Source organism: Pseudofrankia saprophytica, assembly GCF_000235425.2.
Taxonomy (GTDB): Bacteria; Actinomycetota; Actinomycetes; order Frankiales; family Frankiaceae; genus Pseudofrankia; species Pseudofrankia saprophytica.
This window is the reverse complement of the sequence record NZ_KI912266.1, coordinates 3533865-3554744: the sequence shown is the minus strand read 5'-3', so window position 1 is coordinate 3554744 and position 20880 is coordinate 3533865. Positions and strand designations below refer to the sequence as shown.

General features: G+C 72.3%; 15 protein-coding genes. 6 read left to right on the top strand and 9 right to left on the bottom strand.

Annotation, left to right across the window (positions count from 1 at the left end; all coding sequences use genetic code 11):
- Nucleotides 1-2: 2 nt before the first annotated feature.
- The 5 genes from FRCN3DRAFT_RS44565 to FRCN3DRAFT_RS0214840 all read right to left on the bottom strand — a co-directional run bounded on the left by FRCN3DRAFT_RS44565 (nt 3) and on the right by FRCN3DRAFT_RS0214840 (nt 6856).
- Nucleotides 3-584, bottom strand: a complete 582-nt coding sequence (locus FRCN3DRAFT_RS44565; protein WP_007507126.1) for a flavodoxin family protein — start codon at nt 582-584, stop codon at nt 3-5.
- Between the two features lie 37 nt (nt 585-621).
- Complete coding sequence (locus tag FRCN3DRAFT_RS0214855) at nt 622-3582, bottom strand: ABC transporter permease (protein ID WP_007507128.1); 2961 nt, start codon at nt 3580-3582, stop codon at nt 622-624.
- Between the two features lie 24 nt (nt 3583-3606).
- Nucleotides 3607-4425 (bottom strand): ABC transporter ATP-binding protein, encoded by an 819-nt coding sequence (locus FRCN3DRAFT_RS44560; RefSeq protein WP_106410452.1) that lies wholly within the window; start codon nt 4423-4425, stop codon nt 3607-3609.
- 416 nt (nt 4426-4841) lie between these two features.
- Complete coding sequence (locus FRCN3DRAFT_RS0214845) at nt 4842-5429, bottom strand: DoxX family membrane protein (RefSeq protein WP_007507131.1); 588 nt, start codon at nt 5427-5429, stop codon at nt 4842-4844.
- Nucleotides 5430-5881: 452 nt separating this feature from the next.
- Complete coding sequence (locus FRCN3DRAFT_RS0214840; protein ID WP_007507133.1) at nt 5882-6856, bottom strand: universal stress protein; 975 nt, start codon at nt 6854-6856, stop codon at nt 5882-5884.
- Nucleotides 6857-7237: 381 nt separating this feature from the next.
- Between FRCN3DRAFT_RS0214840 and FRCN3DRAFT_RS0214835 the strand changes: the two genes are divergently transcribed.
- Together FRCN3DRAFT_RS0214835 and FRCN3DRAFT_RS44555 are read left to right on the top strand one after the other, a co-directional pair.
- A complete protein-coding gene (locus FRCN3DRAFT_RS0214835) occupies nt 7238-7882 on the top strand; it encodes a hypothetical protein (protein ID WP_007507135.1) in 645 nt (214 codons plus the stop codon).
- Between the two features lie 75 nt (nt 7883-7957).
- Entirely contained in the window at nt 7958-8602 is a 645-nt protein-coding gene (locus FRCN3DRAFT_RS44555; protein ID WP_007507137.1) for a CBS domain-containing protein, read from the top strand.
- A 103-nt stretch (nt 8603-8705) separates the two neighbouring features.
- Here the strand turns inward: FRCN3DRAFT_RS44555 and FRCN3DRAFT_RS44550 are convergent, their stop codons facing one another.
- The 4 genes from FRCN3DRAFT_RS44550 to FRCN3DRAFT_RS44545 all read right to left on the bottom strand — a co-directional run bounded on the left by FRCN3DRAFT_RS44550 (nt 8706) and on the right by FRCN3DRAFT_RS44545 (nt 16996).
- Nucleotides 8706-13598, bottom strand: coding sequence for a CHAT domain-containing tetratricopeptide repeat protein (locus FRCN3DRAFT_RS44550; protein ID WP_007507139.1), 4893 nt, complete (start codon nt 13596-13598; stop codon nt 8706-8708).
- 202 nt (nt 13599-13800) lie between these two features.
- Nucleotides 13801-14946 carry an acyl-CoA dehydrogenase family protein gene (locus tag FRCN3DRAFT_RS0214820; protein WP_007507141.1) on the bottom strand — a complete coding sequence of 382 codons (1146 nt, stop codon included), beginning with the start codon at nt 14944-14946 and terminating at the stop codon, nt 13801-13803.
- Nucleotides 14947-14953: 7 nt separating this feature from the next.
- Nucleotides 14954-15985, bottom strand: a complete 1032-nt coding sequence (locus FRCN3DRAFT_RS0214815; RefSeq protein ID WP_007507143.1) for an acyl-CoA dehydrogenase family protein — start codon at nt 15983-15985, stop codon at nt 14954-14956.
- A gap of 171 nt (nt 15986-16156) precedes the next feature.
- Nucleotides 16157-16996, bottom strand: a complete 840-nt coding sequence (locus FRCN3DRAFT_RS44545) for an LLM class flavin-dependent oxidoreductase (protein ID WP_007507145.1) — start codon at nt 16994-16996, stop codon at nt 16157-16159.
- A gap of 72 nt (nt 16997-17068) precedes the next feature.
- Here FRCN3DRAFT_RS44545 and FRCN3DRAFT_RS0214805 point away from each other — a divergent pair, with 72 nt between their 5' ends.
- From FRCN3DRAFT_RS0214805 to FRCN3DRAFT_RS0214790, 4 genes are all read left to right on the top strand, one after another.
- Nucleotides 17069-17476, top strand: a complete 408-nt coding sequence (locus FRCN3DRAFT_RS0214805) for a nuclear transport factor 2 family protein (protein WP_007507147.1) — start codon at nt 17069-17071, stop codon at nt 17474-17476.
- Nucleotides 17477-18474: 998 nt separating this feature from the next.
- Nucleotides 18475-19551: an NHL domain-containing protein gene (locus FRCN3DRAFT_RS0214800; RefSeq protein WP_027140590.1), complete on the top strand. Its 1077-nt coding sequence runs from the start codon at nt 18475-18477 to the stop codon at nt 19549-19551.
- Nucleotides 19552-19700: 149 nt separating this feature from the next.
- Entirely contained in the window at nt 19701-20108 is a 408-nt protein-coding gene (locus tag FRCN3DRAFT_RS0214795; protein WP_027140589.1) for a RidA family protein, read from the top strand.
- Between the two features lie 301 nt (nt 20109-20409).
- Nucleotides 20410-20832 (top strand): VOC family protein, encoded by a 423-nt coding sequence (locus FRCN3DRAFT_RS0214790; protein ID WP_232794045.1) that lies wholly within the window; start codon nt 20410-20412, stop codon nt 20830-20832.
- Nucleotides 20833-20880: the final 48 nt, after the last annotated feature.

The window sequence follows — 20880 nt, the reverse complement described above, 5'->3', positions numbered from 1 at the left end:
TCTCACTCCCTCGCGCCATCGGGCACCCCGGCAGTCTCTCCCGCCGCCGCACCACCCGCCGCCTGGTCCGCGGCGAGGGCCGCCGCCCACTGGCGGGCCTGGTCACGCTCACCGTCGCGCAGGGGCCCCTGGGTGCCGGTGACGTAGAAGCTGCGGCGGCCGACGACGTTCGCGCCGCGTCGGCGCAGCAGCCGCGCCGCCTTCGCCGCGGCGGAGCCCGCGAGCCGCGAGCCCATCCGTGTGTCGAAGACCGCCGCGGCCGGCGCCGGCCGAGCCAGGTCCAGGCCGGCCAGCCACTCCCGGATCCCCACACCCGTCGAGATCACGCCGGCCGCGGTGGGATCGCCCTTGGTGGCGTCGGCCAGCTGGCGAGCCGCGTCCTGTCGGCTACTCGGCCGGCTCATACCGAACGCGTGGGTGGGGCCGCCGACGACCAGCAGGTCGACATCGCCGGTCAGGGCGGCGGGTGCGGCGCCGACCTCCACCAGCTCGGTGTCCATCCGCTCCGCGAGGCCGGCGGCGACCGCCTCGGCGATCTCCCTGGTGTTACCGAACATCGACTCGAAGACGATCAGTGCGCGCATCGTGCCCCACCTCTCCTGGTTGACATGACTGGCCCTGTCAGTCGGCGACGCGGACGGCGACGGCGGGGCGGATGGCGGCCGCGCGGCGTGCCGGGCCGGCGCTGGCCAGCAGCGACGCGACGAGGGTCGCGCCGACGGTCGGGCCGATGGTCAGCCAGTCGATCGGGAATCCGACGTCGAGGCCGCCGAAGGCCGGGCTGTTGGTGTACATCAGCCACGAGGTGAGCAGGGACAGTCCGGCGCCCAGCACGATCCCCTCGACCGCGACGAACGCGCTCTCACCGAGGAAGGCCGCCGTGACCGTCCGGGAACGCACTCCCAGCGCCCGCAGGATGCCGATCGTGCGGCGCCGCTCGCGCACGGCGCGCACCATGACGACGCCCAGGCCGATGATGCCGACGAGCAGGCCCAGCGCGAGGTAGCCCTGCATGAGGCGGAAGAAGCTCACGTTGGCGGCGAAGGTGCGCCGGACGTCGCGCTCGATCCGGTTGGCGATCAGCCCGTTGGCCAGGAACCGGCCCTGCAGGGTGGCGGCGAGCCTCTCGTCGCTCACCCCGGGTGCGGCGCGGATGAGCAGGCTGGTGTCCTGCGCGCGGTCGCCGTAGATCGCCCGTACGGTGTCCGCGCCCGCGAACACGGGATAGGCCGGCGGCTGTCCCGGGAAGGAGTAGTAGGGCAGGGCGTTCTTGACCTTCGCCGCGATGATCTTCTTCTCGTCCCGGCCGGTCGCCGGGTCGGTCAGGGTGATGGTGGCGCCCGGCTTGACCTGGTCGGTGTTCGGGCCGGTGGTGCTGTTGAAGTACGGGTCGAGCACGACGTAGCGGGGGTCGGCGACGATCCTGCGCCATGCCGCCGCCTCGTCGGCGCCCAGGGATGGCAGCCACGCGTCGAGGGCGAGCGGATGGCTGGTAGCGGCGGCCACGGGCAGCCCGATCAGCACGACCGGCAACGGGGTGTCCGTACGCCCGGTGGGGTCGTCCGAGGTGCCCCGGCCGATCGTCAGCGGGGTCACCTCGGTGATCTGGGAGGCCAGGTCACCCGAGCGCAGCGCGCGCATCGGGTCGCCGATCGGCGTCGACGGGGCCATGTCCGCCCGGATCGCGTAGCCGGCGGACGCCTCGACGACCGCCTGGTCGGTGCCGGCGCCGATGATGGCGCCGATCTCGGTGATGATCACAAGGGTGAAGATGATCAGGGAGTACATGAGCAGCGTCGCGCCGGTACGGAACTTCCGCGACGTCGGGTAGGTCACCGCGAGCCGGGCGGCCAGGCCCGTCTCCCCCGCCCGCGAGGTGAGCAGGCGCAGCGGGCGCAGCACGATGTCCTGGTTCACCGACAGCAGCACCACCGCCGCCCCCGTGACCATGACGCCGAGAACGACGTAGGTGGCGGTCGAGCCGTTGTCATACACGTCCGGGCGCGCGACGTTCGCGAGCAGCCCCCAGGCCAGCACCAGCGCCGACGCGACGGTCGCGACCGCCCGGGTGCCGGCGAACCGGCGCGCCAGCGGCACGGCGAACAGCACGGCCAGTGCGGGGAACAGGTAGGTCGTCACACCTTCGCTGCTGGCGACCGCCGGGACCGCGGCGGCCGCGCACAGCACCGCGAGCAGCATCGAACCGACGAGCAGCGACCGACGCGGCCTGCGGCCCGCCCCGTCTGGCAGATCCCGGATCGCGGCGATGATGTTGAGGCGGCTGACCCGCGCGCTGGTCGCCGCGATCGTGGCGAACGCGATCAGGAAGCCCACGGCGAAGCCGTTGAACAGGCTGGTCGGGGTGACGGCGAAGGTCAGCTCCAGCGCGTTGCCGCCGTCCTGGAAGGCCGCGAAGATCCGCGCCGCGACCAGCACCACCGCCCAGCCGACCCCGATGCCGGCGGCCACGCCGAGCGCCGCCGCCACGACGCCGTAGACGCTGCCCTCCAGCAGGAAGGCGCTGATCAACCGCCGTCGGCGCATCCCCATCGCGCGCAGCATCCCCAGCTGGCCACGCCGCTCGTCGGTGAGCATCACGAACACGTTCACCAGCAGCAGGACGCCGGCGATGATGCTGAAGCTGCCGATGAACAGGAACAACGAGCCAAGCTGGCCGGCGACGTCCTCGGCGGTCGCGAGCGCGTCCTTCTTCGGCGTCGTCACCTGCGCGCCGGACGTCGTCAGCCCGCCGAGCGCGGCGCGGATCTTCTTCTCGACGACGTCGGTGAGCGCGCTGCCCGACTCGACGCCGCCCCGGTTGGACACGAGCGTGATCGTCGAGGGGGTGCTGTCACCGCCCGCCTGGGCCGCGGCGGCCGCGAGCGTGCCGGGGGCGACGAACAGGTCGCGGTTGACGTTGGCGAACCCCAGCGAGGCCAGCCCCCGGGCCGGCACCACCCGCTCGACCCGCAGCGCCGTCGGCCGGCCGTACAGATAGGCGGTGAGGGTGTCGCCCGGCCGCAGGCCCAGGGAGTCGGCCAGGTCGGCGTTGACGACGGCGGAGCCGGGCGCCGGACCCGCGCCGGACAGGTGGCTGCCGTCCCGGCCGTCGGCGCCCCGGCCGCCGAAGTCCGCGGCGGCGGCGAAGTCGGTCTCGAGGACCTGCGCCTGCGGCTCGGCGACGCGCGCCGCGCCGTCGCCGCGGCTGACCGCCGACTTGTCCATGACCACGGTGAGCAGCCCGTCGACGTCCGGGTCGGCGCGCAGCGCCGCCAGACGCCGCGCCGCCTCGTCGCCGCGCGCCAGGTCGTCGGAGTAGACCTCCTCGTCGACCGGCCCCAGCGTGCGGAACGCCGTGGTCCGCACCGAGTGGTCGATCGTGTCACCGACCGCGAAGCTGCCGACGATGATCGCCGTACCGAGCAGCGAGCCGGCGATGACGAGCACCGCCTCCAGCGGCCGGCGCGACACCTGGCGCAGCGCGAGCCTGCGCAGGAACGGGCGGATGACCCCCACCGTGATCAGCGCGACCGCGGCCGCGACCAGCAGGACCAGCAGCGGGCCGGTCAGTTCCGGATACATGATCGTCTCATCCCCAAGCCGCGCTCAGACGACCGATGTGAGTGCATCCGGCGCCTCGGGCGCCGAAGACGCCGACGCCGGGGCAGCAGTGGAAGGGGTGGGCGGCACCGGGGACGCTGGCACACCCGCGGGCACGCGGCGTTCGTCGCTGATCAGCGCGCCGTCGCGCATCCGGACCAGCCGGCCGGCAGCGGCGCCGATCCCCGGGTCGTGGGTCACCAGGATGATCGTCTGGCCCTCGTCCCGGTTGAGCGTCCGCAGCAGGTCCATGACCTGCGCCGCCATCTCGCTGTCCAGGTTCCCCGTCGGCTCGTCCGCCCAGACGATCGCCGGGCGGGCCACCAGGGCCCGGGCGATCGTCACCCGCTGTTGCTCGCCGCCGGACAGCTCGTTCGGCCGGTGCGCGCCGCGCGCGCCCAACCCGACCCGCTCCAACATGTCCGCGGCTCGCCTGCGGGCCTGCGCCGGTGCGACGCCGACGAGCAGCAGCGGAAGCTCCACGTTCTCGACCGCGGTGAACACCGGGATGAGATTGAAGGCCTGGAAGACGAAACCCATCGTGCGGGCCCGATGCTCGGTGCGTTTGGCGTCCGGCATCGCGAACAGGTCGACGCCACCGAGTATCACCCGGCCACCGTCGATGTCGTCCAGCCCCGACAGGCAGTTGAGCAGCGTCGTCTTCCCGGAACCCGACGGGCCCATGACCGCGACGAGTTCGCCGGCCTCGACCTCCAGGTCGAGGCCGCGCAGCGCCTCCACCTCGACGGCGCCGGTCCGATAGATCTTTCGTACACCTTCGGCGCGCAGCAGCGGCGTGGCGGTCGCCCCGCTCTTCTCGACCATGATTCCAGCGAACCACCGGCACCAGATCGCCACCATGTGCCCACCGCGTACCCGCTTCAGGACCTTCGGACTGGCTCGAAGGGCGCATCCGCGCTGACGCGCCACCGTGTGCGGGCAACCGCCCGGCTACTGGCACGTTCGATTCGCGCGGGAGAGCGAAGACCCGGCGATGCGTTTCGGGCCTTCCTGCCCCTCGGACTTTCCTGCACCTCGCCGTCCGCGGCCGTCAGGGAGTCCGGGGTGCCGAACTGCTCAGCGAGCAGGGAACAGCAGATACGCACGTCGGGCGATCCCCGTCGTGGGGTGCGCGAAGCGGTCGGGGCGCGTCCTGTGACGCGCCCCGACCGCTGGATGCCGGGCTGACCGTATGGGTTCACGATGTCCGGTGCCGGTCCACTCATCGACCGACTGGATGTTCAGACCAGGTAGGGGCGGCCGCGGACGATCGCGGTGCGCGCCCAGGCACCGCCGAGGCCGAACGACTGGCCGGCGTTCAGGGCGGCCAGCAGGATCAGGGTGAGCGCGTAGATCAGGTGGTCGTCCATGAAGACGTTGTTCTCGGGCGGCAGGACGACCGACCACATCATGACGAGCAGGACCACGCCGGCACCGGCCGCGAAGCGCATCCCGACACCGAGGATGAGTGCGGTGCCGATGGCCACCAGGCCGATCATGAAGAGGTAGTCGGCCCAGGCCGCGCCGGCGATGTGGTGGTAGAACGACGTGAACGGCCCGACGGCACCGTGGGCCAGGAATCCCTCGGTGGGACTGCCACCGTGAATCCAGGCCGCCTTCGAAGCGGTCTCGTGGCCGAGACCGAACAGCTTGTCAAGGAACGCCCACAGGAATACCCATCCAAGGCTGACCCTGGTCAGCGCGAGCACGATATCCAGGGCCAGGCCACGGACGCCAGCGCGCTGCCGGAAAATTGTCGAGAACGGCGACGGGACGACCGGACCGGACCGCGTCTCGGCCTTGGCGGCGGTTTCGTTGGTGGTTGTCATGTGCTTTCGCCTCCCTGGTTGTGTGGCTCTTAGAGTCGTGCGTCCGCGGCGCCCGGATCAGGGGCTGCGCGGGCCACGCGGGCGGTCGTTTCGACCTGTCGGGGCGTGCCGTCGGTGGGCCGATCGGCCCATCCGCCGTGGGACTGTCGGAGAAGCTCGAGCGAGCCGCCGGACGGGCGCGCCCTGGCCGTACAGGCCGACCGTGCTGTGGACAGGCCGCACGCGCCGCGGAGCCAGGCGGCCGGAGACACGGCAAGGCGCCTCCCGCGGCGGTCTGCGCGGGAGGCGCCTCACGTCTGGGTCTGACGGGCGAGCCGACCTGCTGTGGCGTGGGCAGCCAGCCATGACGGCCCAGGAGGTCAGCGCCGCCTGCGCGGCCTCGGTTGCCCCGGTCGATGGAGAGCGATCGGCTGGCAGGATCCCAGCGGGGACGACGTCCGGGGGCTTCGACCCTAGGCGGGTAGACCGGCAGCGCCACTTCCCGCCGGGACGTCCCCCGCAACGGCGGCGGGGTCGGAGCGCACGACGGCGACGTCGCTGTGCGCGTGCAGGACGCACTGGTGGCTGACCGAGCCGAGCAGCAGCCGGGCGAAACCGCCGTGTCCCCGGTTGCCGACGACGAGGAGCTGCGCCTCGCGGGCCTCGCGCAGCAGGGCACGTATCGCCGAGTCGGGCGAGACGACCGACTCGACGGTCAGGCGGGGTGCGTCGTCCAGGCCGAGCTTGACAGCCTGCGCGAGGACGTCGTCTGCCTGCTTGACCAGCAGTCCCTGCGCCCCGACGAGCACCTCGGCGTACATCGGGTCGTAGCCGCCCCAGGCGTGGACCACCCGCAGCGGCACCTTGCGGACCGCCGCGGCGTGCGCCGCCCAGCGCAGTGCGGTCAACGACGGGTCCGACCCGTCGACGCCGACGACGACCGGCCGGCGGTCGTCGGTCCGGGGCGTCTCGTCGTCCTTGGGCGGGCGGACGACGACGACAGGCCCGGGCACGTGGTGGACGACCCCCTGGCTGACGGAGCCGGCGGTCATCCGGTGGATCGGCCCGTGGCCGCGTTCCCCGATGACGACCACGTCAGCGTCCGCGGCAGCCGCCGTGAGAGCCGCGACCGGCTCGTCCAGGACGACGGTGCGCCGCAGCGTGACCGACGCCGGCGGCTCGCCGACCCGCCTGATCGTGCGCTCCAGCATCTCGGTGGCCGCCTTGGTCAGCCCATCATGATCGCCCTGGGTCGCGGCGCGCAGCACGCCCGTCGGCAGCCCGTCCGCGGTCCAGGCCAACAGAGCGGTCACCGTCGGGGCCGCACCCCGGCCGGCACCCTCCGTCGCGGCCGACCACATCGCCGCCTCTCGAAACGCCCACCGCAGCGCGGCCTCCGACCCGGGAGAGCCGTCGACTCCGACAAGAATGTGTACCGAGCTGCTCATGCCTCACGCTCCACGTCCGGTGCGGCACGTCGCCGTGCCCGCTGTATCGGTCCACCCGCCGATCGGCACCGATCTGGGAGATCGGTCGGAAGCCGAGTTGGCCGGTGATCGACCTCCCTGACTGTTCCACCGCGGCCGACCGGTGAGATCACGCCATCCGGTGGGTCCGTGACGGTGCCTTGGGCAGGTCCGCATGGGCCGACCGGCCGGGTGGCGCGGTGCACCTGGGCGGGCCACCCACCCTTCCAGCCGAGTCTCCTTCCCCATTGGTCCCGGTCCCGCGGGACGACTTGGGCAGTTCATCCCATCGCCGTTCCGCCAAGAATGGAGACGCGCGGCAATGGAGATACAGAGAATGGCGTCGGCCCAGGGAGGCCTGTTATGCGCCGCAATGCGAACGTCATCGCGACAGAGTGGGCATGCAGCGACAGGGCCAGCCACACCCAGGACCAGCACCGCGGGACCGTCGAGAGAAACACTACGCCGGCCGGGCCAGGCCAGCGGCCCTTGCTCGACGACACGCACGTCCACGGTGCGCCGCCCCACGGCCCGGTCGGCAACACGGACAATCAGAAGGCGGTTGTCCGGTTCGGACAGAACGGGCGGACCGGCCGTCTGCTGGCGCAGATCGACCTGACCAAGGTGCTCGTCGTCGGCGAGCTCGCCGCGGCGGGAACTGTGATCGCCGTCCACCTGTTCGACCACCTCGACAGCCTGCGCGGCGGTCCTCGAGCCCGGATCCAGATGGGCCCCGGCGGCTGGGTCAGCATGCGCGGCGGGGCCACGAAGATCCGCACCTCCCGGGCGACAGCCTCCGCCGTTTCCCGGTCTGCCCGGAACCCAGGTGCAACACGCCAGAACAGGCCGAGCCCTGGGGCTCGCGGCCCCAAGCACATACCGCGAGCCATTGGTCACCTGCCCCGTGGATATCGCACCGGGCGCCAGCCCGGCACGGACCGGGCCGACAGCGGCCGCCGGCCATGGTGGGCGGTTCTGATCGGTGCGAAGCCCGTCGAGACGCGCTGACCCTCGTCACCCATCCCGGCCGCCGCGGCTGACTTCCAACCCGTCGGCCAGCGCCTAACAACTTACGGAGGGGCCATGCGTGTCGAGGAGATCATGACGCCGGCGGTGGCCGTGGTGACACCAGAGACGCCGGTCAAGGAGGTAGCCGAGCGGCTCGTCCGGCATGGCTTCGGTTCGTTGCCGGTCGTCGACGCAGGCGGGCGGCTTGTCGGCATCATCACGGAAGCCGACCTGATCGCTGTCGAGGCCAGCGCACCGGACCCGCGCCGGCATGCCCGGCGCGACCTGCCTGCCGGAGGTCGGCCGCCGCGGACCGCCGCCGACCTCATGACGACGCCGGTCATCGCGGCCCGTGTCGGCACCGACATCGCCGACGTTGCCGAGATCATGCTGGCCGCCCACGTCACCCGGGTCCCGGTCCTCGACGACGGCGACCGTCTGGTCGGGCTGGTCAGCCGCAGCGATCTGCTCAGGCCGCTGGTCCGCCCGGACTCCGACATCGAAGCCGACGTTCGCCAGGTCCTCGTCGACTGGGGCGTCGCCAGCAGGGCCGAGGTTCGTGTCGAAAACGGCGAGGTCAACCTGACAGCCGTCGCCGGATGGCCACGTCCCGAGGTCGACCACCTCGTCCGCGCCGTCCCCGGGGTGATCGCGGTACGTCACGCGATCTTCGATGCCCAGGTCACCGTCGACGCCCACCAACCCGCCACCGACGTCTGAGAAAAAGCTCCCCGTCCACCGTTCTCAGGGCGTCCCCGTTGGCGGTGATGGCCAGCGGCTCGGGAGCAGAGGTACCCGCACCGCCATGGGAACGTCGCCGCCGTCAGGCGCCAACATGAATGTGGGAGGCCCACAGCGCGGGTTGGTCCGGCCGGGGCTCGCGCATGCGGCGGACGGCGTCATGCAGGGCGGACGCGGTGCGCCCGGCCGCAGGCTCTCGGGCGGCGTCCTTTTTCTCCACCTCGGCCAGGGTGGCGTAGACGTCCTCGGCGAGCGCCACCGCGCCCGAGTCATTGATCGCCCAGAGGGTAGCGATCACCTGCCGGTAGCCGGCGAGCTGGAACGCCGCGGCGAGGTGGATCGCCTCGTCGATGAGCCGCGTGCCGGGAAGGCTCGTCTCGCAGGCGGACAGGAAGGCGAACTCGGTGCCGTCGAGACGCAGCCGCGCGACGTCCAGGACGGTCAGCGGCCGGTCCAGGTGATCGGCGAGGAGCAGCCTGCTGGCGGATGGTTCGAGCAGGTCGGCCTGGCCGTGGCAGGCGAAGTGCGCCCACCGCCCGGTCGGCAGCGCCGCGAGCACCGCGTCCCGGGTGGCCTCCGGGCCCACAAGCGGGTGGACTCGTCCCGGGAAGAGTCTGCTCAGGTTTTGTACCTCCAGCCTGGTGCCGGGCAGGTCGCTGGCGCTCGGGGTCCGGGGCATTCCGACCGCGATGATCCGACCGTCGCCCGGTGCGGGGGCGGGGCCGCGCGCAGGACGCCGGGCATGAATCAGCGCGCGGATCGTCGGAATGGTCGAGCTGATCGCCCGGTCCAGCACTGTGTTCGGATTCGGGTCGTGCCGGGTGCTGTGGTAGCCGGCGGCATGAACCGGGAGAAAGGACAGCGCTCCGGAGAGGCACCACCACAGCCGCGGCCACACCGGCCGCGGCTCGGTCGGTCGACCAGCCTGGCTGGCGGAACCAGCGGAACCGGCGGAACCGGAACGAGCGGCCTCGGAGGCGGGTGAACCTGGTGAGCCGGTGAGGCCAAGCCGATCGAGCACGGAACTGGCGAGGGCGTCCCACAGCCAGCGGAGCGTGACGTTCAGGTCCTTCGAAGCGTCGGACAGAGCGCCGTTCGACAGGACGGTCAGGAAGTTGATCGTCCGCTCGGAGACGGCCTGGGGGGTGAGTTCGGGCAGCGTGACCGCGCCGAGCGGCTCGTCCGGTGTGACGACGAGCGCGTACGACCCAAGATGGGAGACGACCACCACGATGATCGGGCCGCGCGCGGCGGCGGCTCGCAGGTCGGCGACCCGCGGTGGGCGTAGGAAGTCCTCGAGTCCGGGTAGCCGGCGGATCAGCGCGATGGTCTCGTCGAGGTCCGCGCTGGCCCGGCGCCGGTCCTCACGCTCATGGCGACCCACCTCCGGATCGCTTCCGGGGACCGAGGTCCTCGAAACGGCCGGCGAAGCGGGTACCCGCGGCAGCGGCTGGGACGGCCGCGGCGGTGCCGGCGGGAGCGGTTCGGCCGCGGCCGCGCGCGCCGCCGGCCCGCCGAGATGATCGAGTCGCGCGCACAGGTCGGTGAACCGATCGGCCAGCCGGGGGTCGAGCGAGGCGAGGTCGGCGAGGTCGGTGCGCGTGTCCAGCGCCTGCCCCAGTAGGACCCCCCGCCCCTGCTCGAACAGCTCGAGAGCCCGATCCAGCTGGCCCGCCCGGACGCAGCAGGCCGCCGCGTCGGCGCCCAGCGAGCCGAACTCCGCGAGCAGGCCCTCCTGATCGCGGCGGCTCAGGGCTCGCGGCGCGATGAGACCAAGCAGTTCGATCGCCTGGGTGAAACCGGCGACGGCCTCATCCCAGTCCCGGGCGGCGTAGGCCGCCCCGGCCCAGACCCGGGCGGCGTCGGCGCGGACACGCGGGGGCGCCACCGTCACCCGCGCCCCCTCCTGGCCGGCGGCCACGGCCTCGGTGGCGTCGACTTGCCGGCCGGTCAGGTCGAAGCGGGCCCGTAGCGCGCCGCCGAGGTTGGCCAGGGTGCCGGCGCGGTGGGGATGGTCGGCGGGAGTCGTCTCCGCCGCTCGGCGGCGCACCTCGATCGTGTCGTCGAGGTCGGACGGCGACCCGGTCCGCCGGAAGCGCATCAACAGGCTGTTGCCAAGGGTGGACAGGAAGTCGCCGAGGTCGGGATGGTCGGCGGGGCATTCCGCGAGCGCCCGCCGGCTGATCTCGATCGCCTCGTCCAGGTCGGCCAGGTCGTCTGCGTCGCCTACCTGTTCGTACCGGTTCCGCAGGGCGATTCCGAGGTTCGACAGGCTCAGTGAGCGTCGAGCATGGCCGACGGGGATGACCTCCACGGCCGCACGCGCGACGGTGACCGCCTCGTCGAGGTCCGCACGGTTCCCGACCCGGTCGAAACGATCCTGCAGGGCGGCACCCAGGTTCGACAGGTACGAGGCACGGCCGGGATGGTCGGGCGCGACCGCCTCCACGGCGCGCCGGGCGACCTCGACGGCCTCGTCGACGTCCGACAGCTCCCCGACCTGGACGAAACGAAAGCGCAGGGCGTTGCTGAGGGGCGAAAGGTAGGCGGGAAGGTCGGGATGGTGGGGCGGGACGGCCTCCACCGCACGCCTGGCGAGCTCGATCGCCTCGTCCAGGTCGGCCAGGTCACCGACGCGTTGGGACCGCAGCCGCAGGTCGGTGCTGAGGACGGCGAGATACGCCGCGCGGTCGGCGTGGTCGGCCGGAAGGGTGTGCAGCGCCTGACGATGAAGCTTGATCGCCTCTTCCAGGTCGCTGCGTTCCCCGACGCGTTCGAACCTGCCCCGCAAGGCGAAGGCGAGCAACGACAGAGCGGCGGGGCGGTCGGAATGGTCCGCGGGCATCGCCTCCAGCGCCTGACGAGCTGCCTCAACCGCCTGGCGCAGGTCAGCGAGATCCCCCACCCGTTCGAACCGGTCGTGAGTGGCGGCGGCGAGAGTGATCAGCAGGCTGGCGCGATCGGGGCTGCCGGGCGGCGAGGTCTCCACCGCGCGCCGGACAACCTTGACCGCCTCATCCAGATCGGCGAGCTTCCCGAGCCGGTCGAAGCGTCCGTGCAGCGCCAGGCCGAGGTTGGACAGGTACCCGGGAAGATCGGGATCGTCGTCCGGGGTGGCCTCCACCGCGCGACGCGACACCTCGACGGCCTCGGCCAGGTCGGCCAGCCCTCCGCCGGCGGCGGAGCGGTCCAGCAAGACCAGGCCCAGGCTCGCCAGGCCGGCGGTATGAGCAGGGTGACCGGCCGGAACGGCGGCCAGCGCCGAGCGGAACGCGTCGATCGCCTCCTCGATGTCCCCGACGTCCCCGAACCGCAGGTAGCGGTCGCGCAAGGCGGCACCCAGAGTGATCGATGCCTCTGTGCGCACGGGATCGTCAGCCCCGGCCGCGGCCACCGCCTGGCGACCGGCGTCGACCGCGGCTTCGATGTCGGCGCTGGATCCGAGCCGGCGGAAGCGCGCGCGCAGGGCCTCACACAGAGCGCGCAGGCTCGCGGCGCGGTCGGCGTGGCCGTCGGCGAGGCCGTCCAGCGCGCGCCGCGCGACTTCGACCCCCTCGTCAAGGTCGGCGATCCGGTCGGTCCGCGCGAACCGGGCCAGCAGCGCGGCGCTCAGGCTCGACAGGACGGTGGGCCGGTTGGGATGGCCGACGGCGGTCGACATGACCGCGTCACGCAGGAGCTCGAGGGCACTGTCGAGATCGGCCGGTGATCCCGTCCGCTCGGACCGGGCACGCAGGACGTTGGCGAGGTTGGTGAGCGCGGCGGCCCGGTCGGGGTGGTCAGCGGAGGCGCTGCGCACGGCCCGCCGGTGGGCGTCGACCGCCTCGTCGAGGTCGCTCGCGTTCCGCGACCGCCGGGACCGGGCGGACAGGGCGTTACCCAGTGCGGTCAGCACACCCGCCGCGTCGTCGTCCTGCTCCCCTGTCAGGGCGGCGGCCCGCCGGGTGACCTCGACCGCCTCGTCCACGTCCGCGACGTCCCCGAGCCGCTCGAAACGCAGGCGCAGGAGGACGCCGAGCGTCGACAGCAGGCCAGCGCGCCCCGAGTCCCCGGACGCGGCGAGGACGGTCGCCTGGCGGTACGCGTCGACCGCGCCGTCGATGTCAGCCAGCCCGCCCGCGTGTTCGAACCGGGATCGCAGGACATTGCCCAGGGCGGAAAGGGCGCGGGGCCGGCCGGGGTGACCAGCGCCGAGGACCGCTACGAGTTCGCGGCCACGCTCAACCGCCTCGTCCAGGTCGGCCGGCTCCCCCACCCGCTCGAAGCGAGCCCGCAGGACCCCGCCGAGGTTGGACAGGTAGTCCGCGCGATCGACATGGTCGAGGGGGGCGGCCGCCAAAGCGGCGCGATAGGCGTCGATCGCACCGTCAAGATCAGCGGATTCGGCCAGTCGGAGGAACCGCGCCCGCAGGGCGTTGCCGAGGTTGTTCAGATACGAGGGACGGTCGGGATCCGCAACGGGAACCGCGGCCGCCGCGGCCCGGTCGGCGTCGATGGCGCCGTCTATGTCGGGAATCTCGCCGAGCTGCCCGAAGCGGACGTAGAGCGCGCCGGCGAGACCGGCGAAGACCACCGCTCGTTGGGCGGCGTCGTCGGGCAGCGCGGCCGCCGCCCGGGTCAGCATCACGATCGCCTCGTCCAGATCGCCGAGTTCCCCCCGCGACTCGAACCGAGCCCGCAGCGCGACCCCGAAGTTGGTCAGAACGAGCGAACGATTCGGGTGGCCGGCGGGAAGCGCCGTCAGGGCGGAGGCGTGGAGTTCGATCGCCGCGTCGAGCAGCGCGGGATCACCCGTCCGCAGCGCGTCCCGCAGCGCGACGACTTCCGGCGGAGAGTTCGTCCCGCGATCGTCCCGCGGGTTCGACGGCCCTGATTCCCGCGATACGTCGCCAGACCCCCGTTCGGTCGGCGGCCGACGCCGCACCGCCGAGAGCTCCGTCCGGGCCCGCAGCCACGCCTCCAGCCGCTCCCGCATGCCCACCCCCGCCGCTCACCCCGCGCGGAATCGTACCGTCGCGACGATCACCTCGCCGGTGAAATCGGGCGGCAGTTCGTAGTGCCCGCGGCGAACCTTCTGAACGAAAACGTGCCCGGATCCGATCACCTGGCGGACTTGTACAGGGTGGCCGTGAAGACTCGGCGCGCCCTGGCCCCACCCTTCGCGATGCCGATGCGCGCTAGCTGCGGGGCAGGCCGCAGCCCTGCTGGGCGATGATGTTGCGTTGGATCTCGCTGGTCCCGGCGTAGATCGTGGTACCGAGGGAGAACCGCAACGCGTGTTCGATCCGGCCGCCGACCGCCGCGGTCGGGTCGAGCCGGCCGCGCAGGGCGTCCGGGCCGACCAGCTCGGTCAGGTCCTCGGCCGCGCCCACCATGGACTCGGTGCTGAACAGCTTCGACATCGGGCCCTCCGCCACCGGCACCTGGCCATTCGCGACCATCCACGTGGTCCGCAGCTCCAGGAGCTGAGCGACCTCGAGCGCCGTCGCCCAGCGGGTGAGCCGCTCCCCCACGTCAGGCTCGTCGATCCGGCCCCGCTCGTGCGCCCACTCCTCCACCGCCTCGAGCAGGCGGGCCAGATGCGGGCTGAACGGCACCGAGTGTTCGTCCTGAAGGGCGATCATCAGCGCCCGCCAACCACCGTCGACCTCACCGATCCGCCACCGGTCCTCGACCACCACGTCGCTGAGATAGATGATGTTCGTCCGCTCGCCGGACAGCGTGTAGACAGCCTGTACCTCGATGCCCGGCTGATCGAGCCGGACCAGGAACATCGTGAGACCGGCATGCTTCGGACCGTCCGGACGGCTCCGGGTGAGCAGGAAGATGTAGTCGGTGATGTGCCCGTTGGTCGTGAACATCTTCTGCCCGTTCACGAACCAGCGATCGCCGTCCCGACGCGCCCTGGTGCGCACCGCGGCCACGTCCGACCCGGCGTCCGGCTCCGTCATACCCAGGGCGATCGTCACCTCGCCGCGCAGAAACCGCGGCAGGATCTCGGCCTTGAGCCCCTCGGAACCGACCCGGCGGATCACGTTCGCCACCATCTCCGTGGTACCGATGGCGTAGATCGGCGCCTCGGCCTTCGTCAGCTCGTCGACGAGGGCATGCGCCTCATACGGGCCGAGCCCAGGACGGCCGTCGGCGCGCTCCCAGCCGGGAGCGATCCAGCCGCGCTCGGCCAACCGCCGCATGAACGTGGCGTCGTGCGACACGCCGCTGCGATAGACCCGCTCCTCCAGCTCGGGCGGGAGCTCCTCGGCGAGGAACGCGCGTACCTGGGCGCGCAGCGCCGTCACCGATGCGTCGACGTCGAAATCCATGATGTGCTCAGACCTCCTGGGCGCGGCCGTACCGGGCACGGCCAGCCCGCCGGTAGGCGTCGCGCGGTTCGCCCCACACCCGTGCCCAGCCGCGCGCCCGCCGGTAGTGGAGCTGGGCGTCGAACTCGAGCGTGAAGCCGTTGCCGCCGTGGAAGTGGACACCGTCGTACGTCGCCTGCCGCGCGGTCTCCGCCGCGAACGCGAAGGCCATCGCCGCCAGTTCACGGCCCCGTGGGCGGCCTCGCCCGAGCTCCTCGGCCGCCCTGGCGACCAGCAACCGCGCACCGTCCAGCGCCGTCGCGGTGTTCGCCAGCGGGTGGGCCACCGCCTGGTAGGCCCCGATGGGCAGGTCCCAGGCCCGGCGCTCCTTGACGTACCCGACGGTGAGCCGGTGCGCCGCCGTCCCCACGCCGACGAGCGCGGCGGCCGTCAGCGCCAGCCAGTCGTCGAGAGCCACCTCGAACCCGACGGCCGCCGTCTCGCCGACGGCCAGCTCGGTGACGTCCGCGCCGAACGTGACGTCGGCGAGCGGGGCCGCGGCGAGGTTCGCGACCGCGGTACGCGTCCCGTCGCGCAGCGGCACCAGCAACAGACGGTCACCATCGAGCACGACCGCCTCGTCGGCGACGGCGGCCCCTGGGACGAGCGACGCGACGCCGGCCGCGGCCCGCCGGACGGCGATGGTCACCAGCCGCTCACCACGCAGCGCCGCCGCCAACGCGGTCCGCGCCGCCGCCGTGTCGAGGGAGGCGAGCAGCCGAGCGGCGACCTGCGCCTCGATGACGGGCGCCGCGGCGGCGGCCGCGCCGATCCGCTCGGCGACGAGCGCCAGGTCGAGCAGCTCGGCGCCCCAACCGCCTCGGCTCTCCGGGACGGCCATCTCGACCACCCCGACGTCCAACAGCGCCTTCCACAGCTCGGGATCGAAGCCGCCCGTCCGCTCGGCGGCACGGACACGGTCCGGGGTCGCGTGCGTCGCCAGCAGGTCGGCGAACGACGCGACCAGCGCTTCCTGCTCCTCGGTCGGTGCAAGGTTCATCGGGTGCTCACCGGTCACTATCGGTCGAGGCGGACGGGCCGAACGGATCAAGCGTCGGCCCGCCCTCGGAGGGCTGATCAACGAGTACGAACGAGCCGTACAGAAGCCCAGCTCAACGCAGGTGGCCGAGTCCTGGCACCCCACAGGCTGACACGAGGACGCCCGTGACGGTCATGTCAGCCCCTTCTCGACGCGTTCGAGCACCACCTCGGCCGGCGGCGGCGGCACGAACTGGAGTACCACCTGGTCGGCGCCGGCCGCCCGCTGTTCGGCCACCCGGTCGGTGACGGCGTCCGCGGGGACGACCAGCGCGTCCACCAGCCGGTCGCTCGTCGTGTCCAGGTCCGCCTGCTCGAGGCCGAACCGCAGCAGGGTCTGGGTGTAGTTCGGCATGCCGAGGCACAGCTGCAGGTAGTCGCGGGTCTGCCCCGGGTCGAGGCCCACCATCTGGGTCGGCGCGAGCCAGCGGTCCGGCCCGAGCGCCGCCCGCACCGCCGCCGTGTGCGCCACCGGCGTGAAGTACGTGTGCGCGCCGTCCGCCGCGGTCCCCGCCAGCTCCATCATCTTCGGGCCGAGGGCGCCGAGCACCCGGGTCGGCAGGCGGCGGTGGCCGCGGGCCGCGTCCATCGCCGCCAGGTAGGTCCGCATCGTCGCCAGCGGCGGGGTGAACGTGTGCCCGCGCGCCTCGACCAGCGCCTTGTGGCTGCCGCCGAGCCCGAGCACGAACCGCCCCGGGAACGCCTCCTCCAGCGTCGACGCGACCGCGACCATCGCCTCCGGGTCCCGGCCGTGGATCACCGCGACGCCGAGCGCGACGACAAGGTCCCTGGTCGCGGACAGATACAGCGCCGCCCGGACGAACGGGTCGACCCCGCTGTACTCCTGAAGCCAGATCGTCCGGACGCCGGCGTCCTCGATGCGGCGGGCGGTGGCGATCGCCTCGGCGGCGGGCAGCCGGTCGAGAAAGCCGGCCCACAGGCCGATCCCGCCGGCGCCGGTCGGGCTGGGCATCGTGTGTCTCCCCTGCAGCCGGAGCCTGCTAGCGTCGAATTCGAGATCGACATCAATACTAGGGGGGCAGCCGTGGCCGAGCTCGAGGTCGCCGACGAGTTCGCGATCCGGACCGTGCTCGCGCGGTACTGCCATCGCTGCGACGACGGTGACGTCTCCGGGCTGTTGGAGCTGTTCACCGCGGACGCGGTCTACACGTACGGCCAGGCGGTGGCCAAGGGGGCGGCGGGGCTCACCGAGTTCTTCGCGCCGCTGCGGGACGCGCCGCAACGGCGGGGCAAGCACCTCACCGTCAACGTCGTCGCCGAACCGGCCGGGCCCGACACCGCCACCGCGCTGTCCGACTTCGTCGTCCTGCAGGTCGTGGACGGCCGGCCGACGCCGATCATGGCCGGCCGGTACGCCGACACGCTTGTCCGATCGGGCGGCACCTGGCGTATCAGCCGCCGGGACACCGTCCTCATGCGGGCGCCGGCCTGAGCACTTGCCGATGTAGTGACCGTCCAGCACGGATGATCGCTACGGTGGCAGGTGGGCCTCGCGCTGCCCGGGGCTGCGCATCTTGCTCTGGACATGACGATCGCGCATTTCAATCCGGCGGCGGCGGTGTTCGCGGCAATGTTGGAAGGCTGGTCGCGTCAGCAGCAGAGCCGGATTTTTCGGCCGGCCACGATCCGGGCCGGATCGATCTCGTGCGCCGGTTCACGGTATTCACGAACCAGTACCTGGCGGCTTCCCTGGCAGGCCCGCTCGCGACGCCGTCTACCGCGCACTACGCGGCACGACAACGGCCTACCGCAGGCCTGTCCTCGATAAGGGCAGCACGGATGGATCCTGCCGCACCCTTACGCTAGCATCGCCGTACTCAATTCGGCATGCCCTATGTGGGCCAAGTTGGCCGGGTTCTAGCAGGGAGAGTGCAGCCGGCTGTGACCGTTGGATCGGCGCCAGATGACACCACGCCTCGCGGCTCGGGAACGAGTCTCCCAGCCGGTCACCTGGGCGCCGTGCCGCCGGCCCCCGAGCCCGAACATGCGGGCGGGGGCGGCCATCCGACCGGCTCCGAGCCCTCGGCGGTCGCCATCACCGCGCCGCCGGGCGCGGCCGGAGGGGGCGCCCTCTCCGGCGCCGTCCCCTCCGGTCGAGTCTCCACGGCATCCGTCGGCGGTCCCGCCCTCCCCGCAGAAGCCGCGTTCTGGTCCCCGCCCAGCGGCGCCCCCGACGGCTCCCAGCCCGCCACTACGCCTTGGGCCGTCCCGGGCGGCCCGACCGGCGCCACCCCCTGGGTCACTCCGACCGGCGCCACCCCCGGGGAAGTCCCGGGGGGCCCAGCCGGTGCCACCGGCTGGCCCACGGCCGGCGGCGCGCCTTGGGGTGGCGCGCCTCCGCATGGGTACGGGCCCGTCGGCGGCGGTGCCCCGCGGGGCCGCCGCCGGACCTGGCTGATCCCAGCCGTCCTCTCGACCGTTGTCGTTCTCGTGGCCGCGGGGACGACCGCGTTCATCGTCAGCGACTCGGACGAATCGCCGGCCGGCACGCCCACCGCGGTCGGAACCGCCCCCGCCGGGCAGTCTGCCCTCCCGACACCCACCCGCACCCCGCCTCCTGGCCCCGGGCCTGCCTACGCCGGCGAGGCACTCACGATCGCGGACTTCGAACCGGAACACGTGGCGGTGAGCAAGGACGGCACGCTGTACGTGTCCTGCAATGGCTCCAGCGGCGCCATGATCTACCGGATCGGCCGGGACGGCGACGTCGTTAACATCGACGTCAGTTATCCGGGCTACAGCGGTAGGCCGAGCATCGGGCAGGTCGATTTCGACGACGCCGGTAACCTTTACTACCCCGATCTCGGCGAGCACCGCATCAATCAGATCAACCCTGTGGGCGCGATCACCACGGTGGCCGGAACCGGTGTCAAGGGATTTTCCGGTGACGGCGGCCCCGCCACCGAGGCGCAGATCGGCTCTGTCGACGACCTCGCGGTGCTTGCCGACGGCACGATCTACTTCGCGGACTTCGGCAACGAGCGCATCCGCAAGGTGACGCCCGACGGCGTCATCTCCACGGTCATCCACGTGCCCGGCGGCGGCCTGAGCACCGCCGAGGTCGGCCCTGACGGCGCCCTCTACTTCACCGATCTCATCAGCTCCGCGGTCGACCGCCTCGACCCGGACGGCGGGTTCACCACCGTCGCCGGCGGCCAGCCGGACGAAACCGCCGACGGCCGGATGGGTGAGGGCGGCCCGGCGCTGAAGGCGGGCCTGTTCCAGCCCATTCTCGAGATCGGGCCCGACGGGACGCTGTACGTCGTCAGCCCCGTCAAGGAGAACGTCCGCAAGATCGGGCCCGACGGAACCATCACCACCGTCGCGGGGACCGGCCAGACGGGCTTCGGGGGCGACGGGGGGCCGGCGGTCGCGGCGACCTTCTGGGGAGCCCACTCGGTGGTCGTCGACACGAGCGGCGCACTCTACGTAGCCGAAATAGCGAACAACCGGATTCGGCGAATCGGGCCTGACGGGACCATCACCACCATCGCCAAGGCCCCGTGAGCCGCGACGCCTGACCGACGGCCCGACTGGAGCTGGGGCGCGCGGCGGCGGGCACTGTCGCATACGTGTACAGCGACCACGCCGGATGTCCGATCCGACTCGAACCGCTTGCCGACGAGCGGCGTCGCAGCGGGCTGTACGGTCTGCGCATGTCCGACGCCGTCACCCGCCGAACGATCAGCCCCGACCGCATGGCTCCCCCGGCGGCCCGCTATGCCCACGCGGTCCTGGTCGAGAACGCCAGCCGGTGGCTGCACACCTCCGGAGTCGTGCCGGTGGCCCCGGACGGTTCGGTACCGGACGGGGTGTCGGCCCAGGCGAGCCAGGTGTGGAGCAACATCGCCGCGATACTGACCGAGGCCGACATGACGGCCGGGGACATCGTCAGCGTCACCACCTACCTGGTCGCGACCGAGGTGACACCCGGGCTGGCGCAGGCCATGGCGGCACGCGACGAATTCCTCGGCGGCCGCCGGGTGGCCAGCACGCTGGTGACCGTCCCGGCTCTGGCCCAGCCATCCTGGCTGCTCGAGATCGCGGTCGTCGCCGCGGCGTGAGCGGTCACACGCGGCGACTGCTCGAACAACATCATCCAGTTGTCGGCGGCAAGGGCGCGCCAGCCGAAGGTGGTCTGCCCGGTGTCGGAGACCTGGACGGTGCACTGGATCCAGCTGCCTGCCCGGAAGATCTCGTCCGGCCGGGCGAAGAACTGGCAGCGGTACGGGTCCTGGTGCCCGGCGCGATGACCAGGATCGCTCGGACTCCTGTCCGTCGAGAACGTAGCGCCGGCTCCGTCCCAGGGACACGAGCGGCCGCGAGCGCCGCGCGACACGGGAGGAACTCATGACGATCCACCGCATGGATCACGCCGGCGTTGTGGTCGAGGATCTCGCGGCCGCCATTGCGTTCTTCGTCGAACTGGGCCTGGAACTGGAGGGCGAGACAGCGGTCGAGGGTGCATGGGTGGATCAGCTCGTCGGGCTGGACGGCGTCCGAGCGGACCTCGCCGTCATGCGGACCCCGGACGGCCACGGCCGGGTCGAGCTGTCGACGTTCCATTCGCCGGTGGCCACCAGCACTGCGCCGAGGGCGCCGCTGAACACCCCGGGCATCCCTCGCCTGACGTTCGTCGTCGACGCCGTTGACGACGTCCTCGCCCGCCTGCGCGCCCACGGCGCCGAACTCGTGGGTGGGGTGGCGCAGTACGAGGATTACTGCCGGTACTGCTACGTCCGCGGCCCCGAGGGCATCATCATCGGGCTGGTCGAGGAGCTCGGCTGAGGCAACACGATTCTCCTACGTCACGTAGGTGATCACCAACCAGTACCA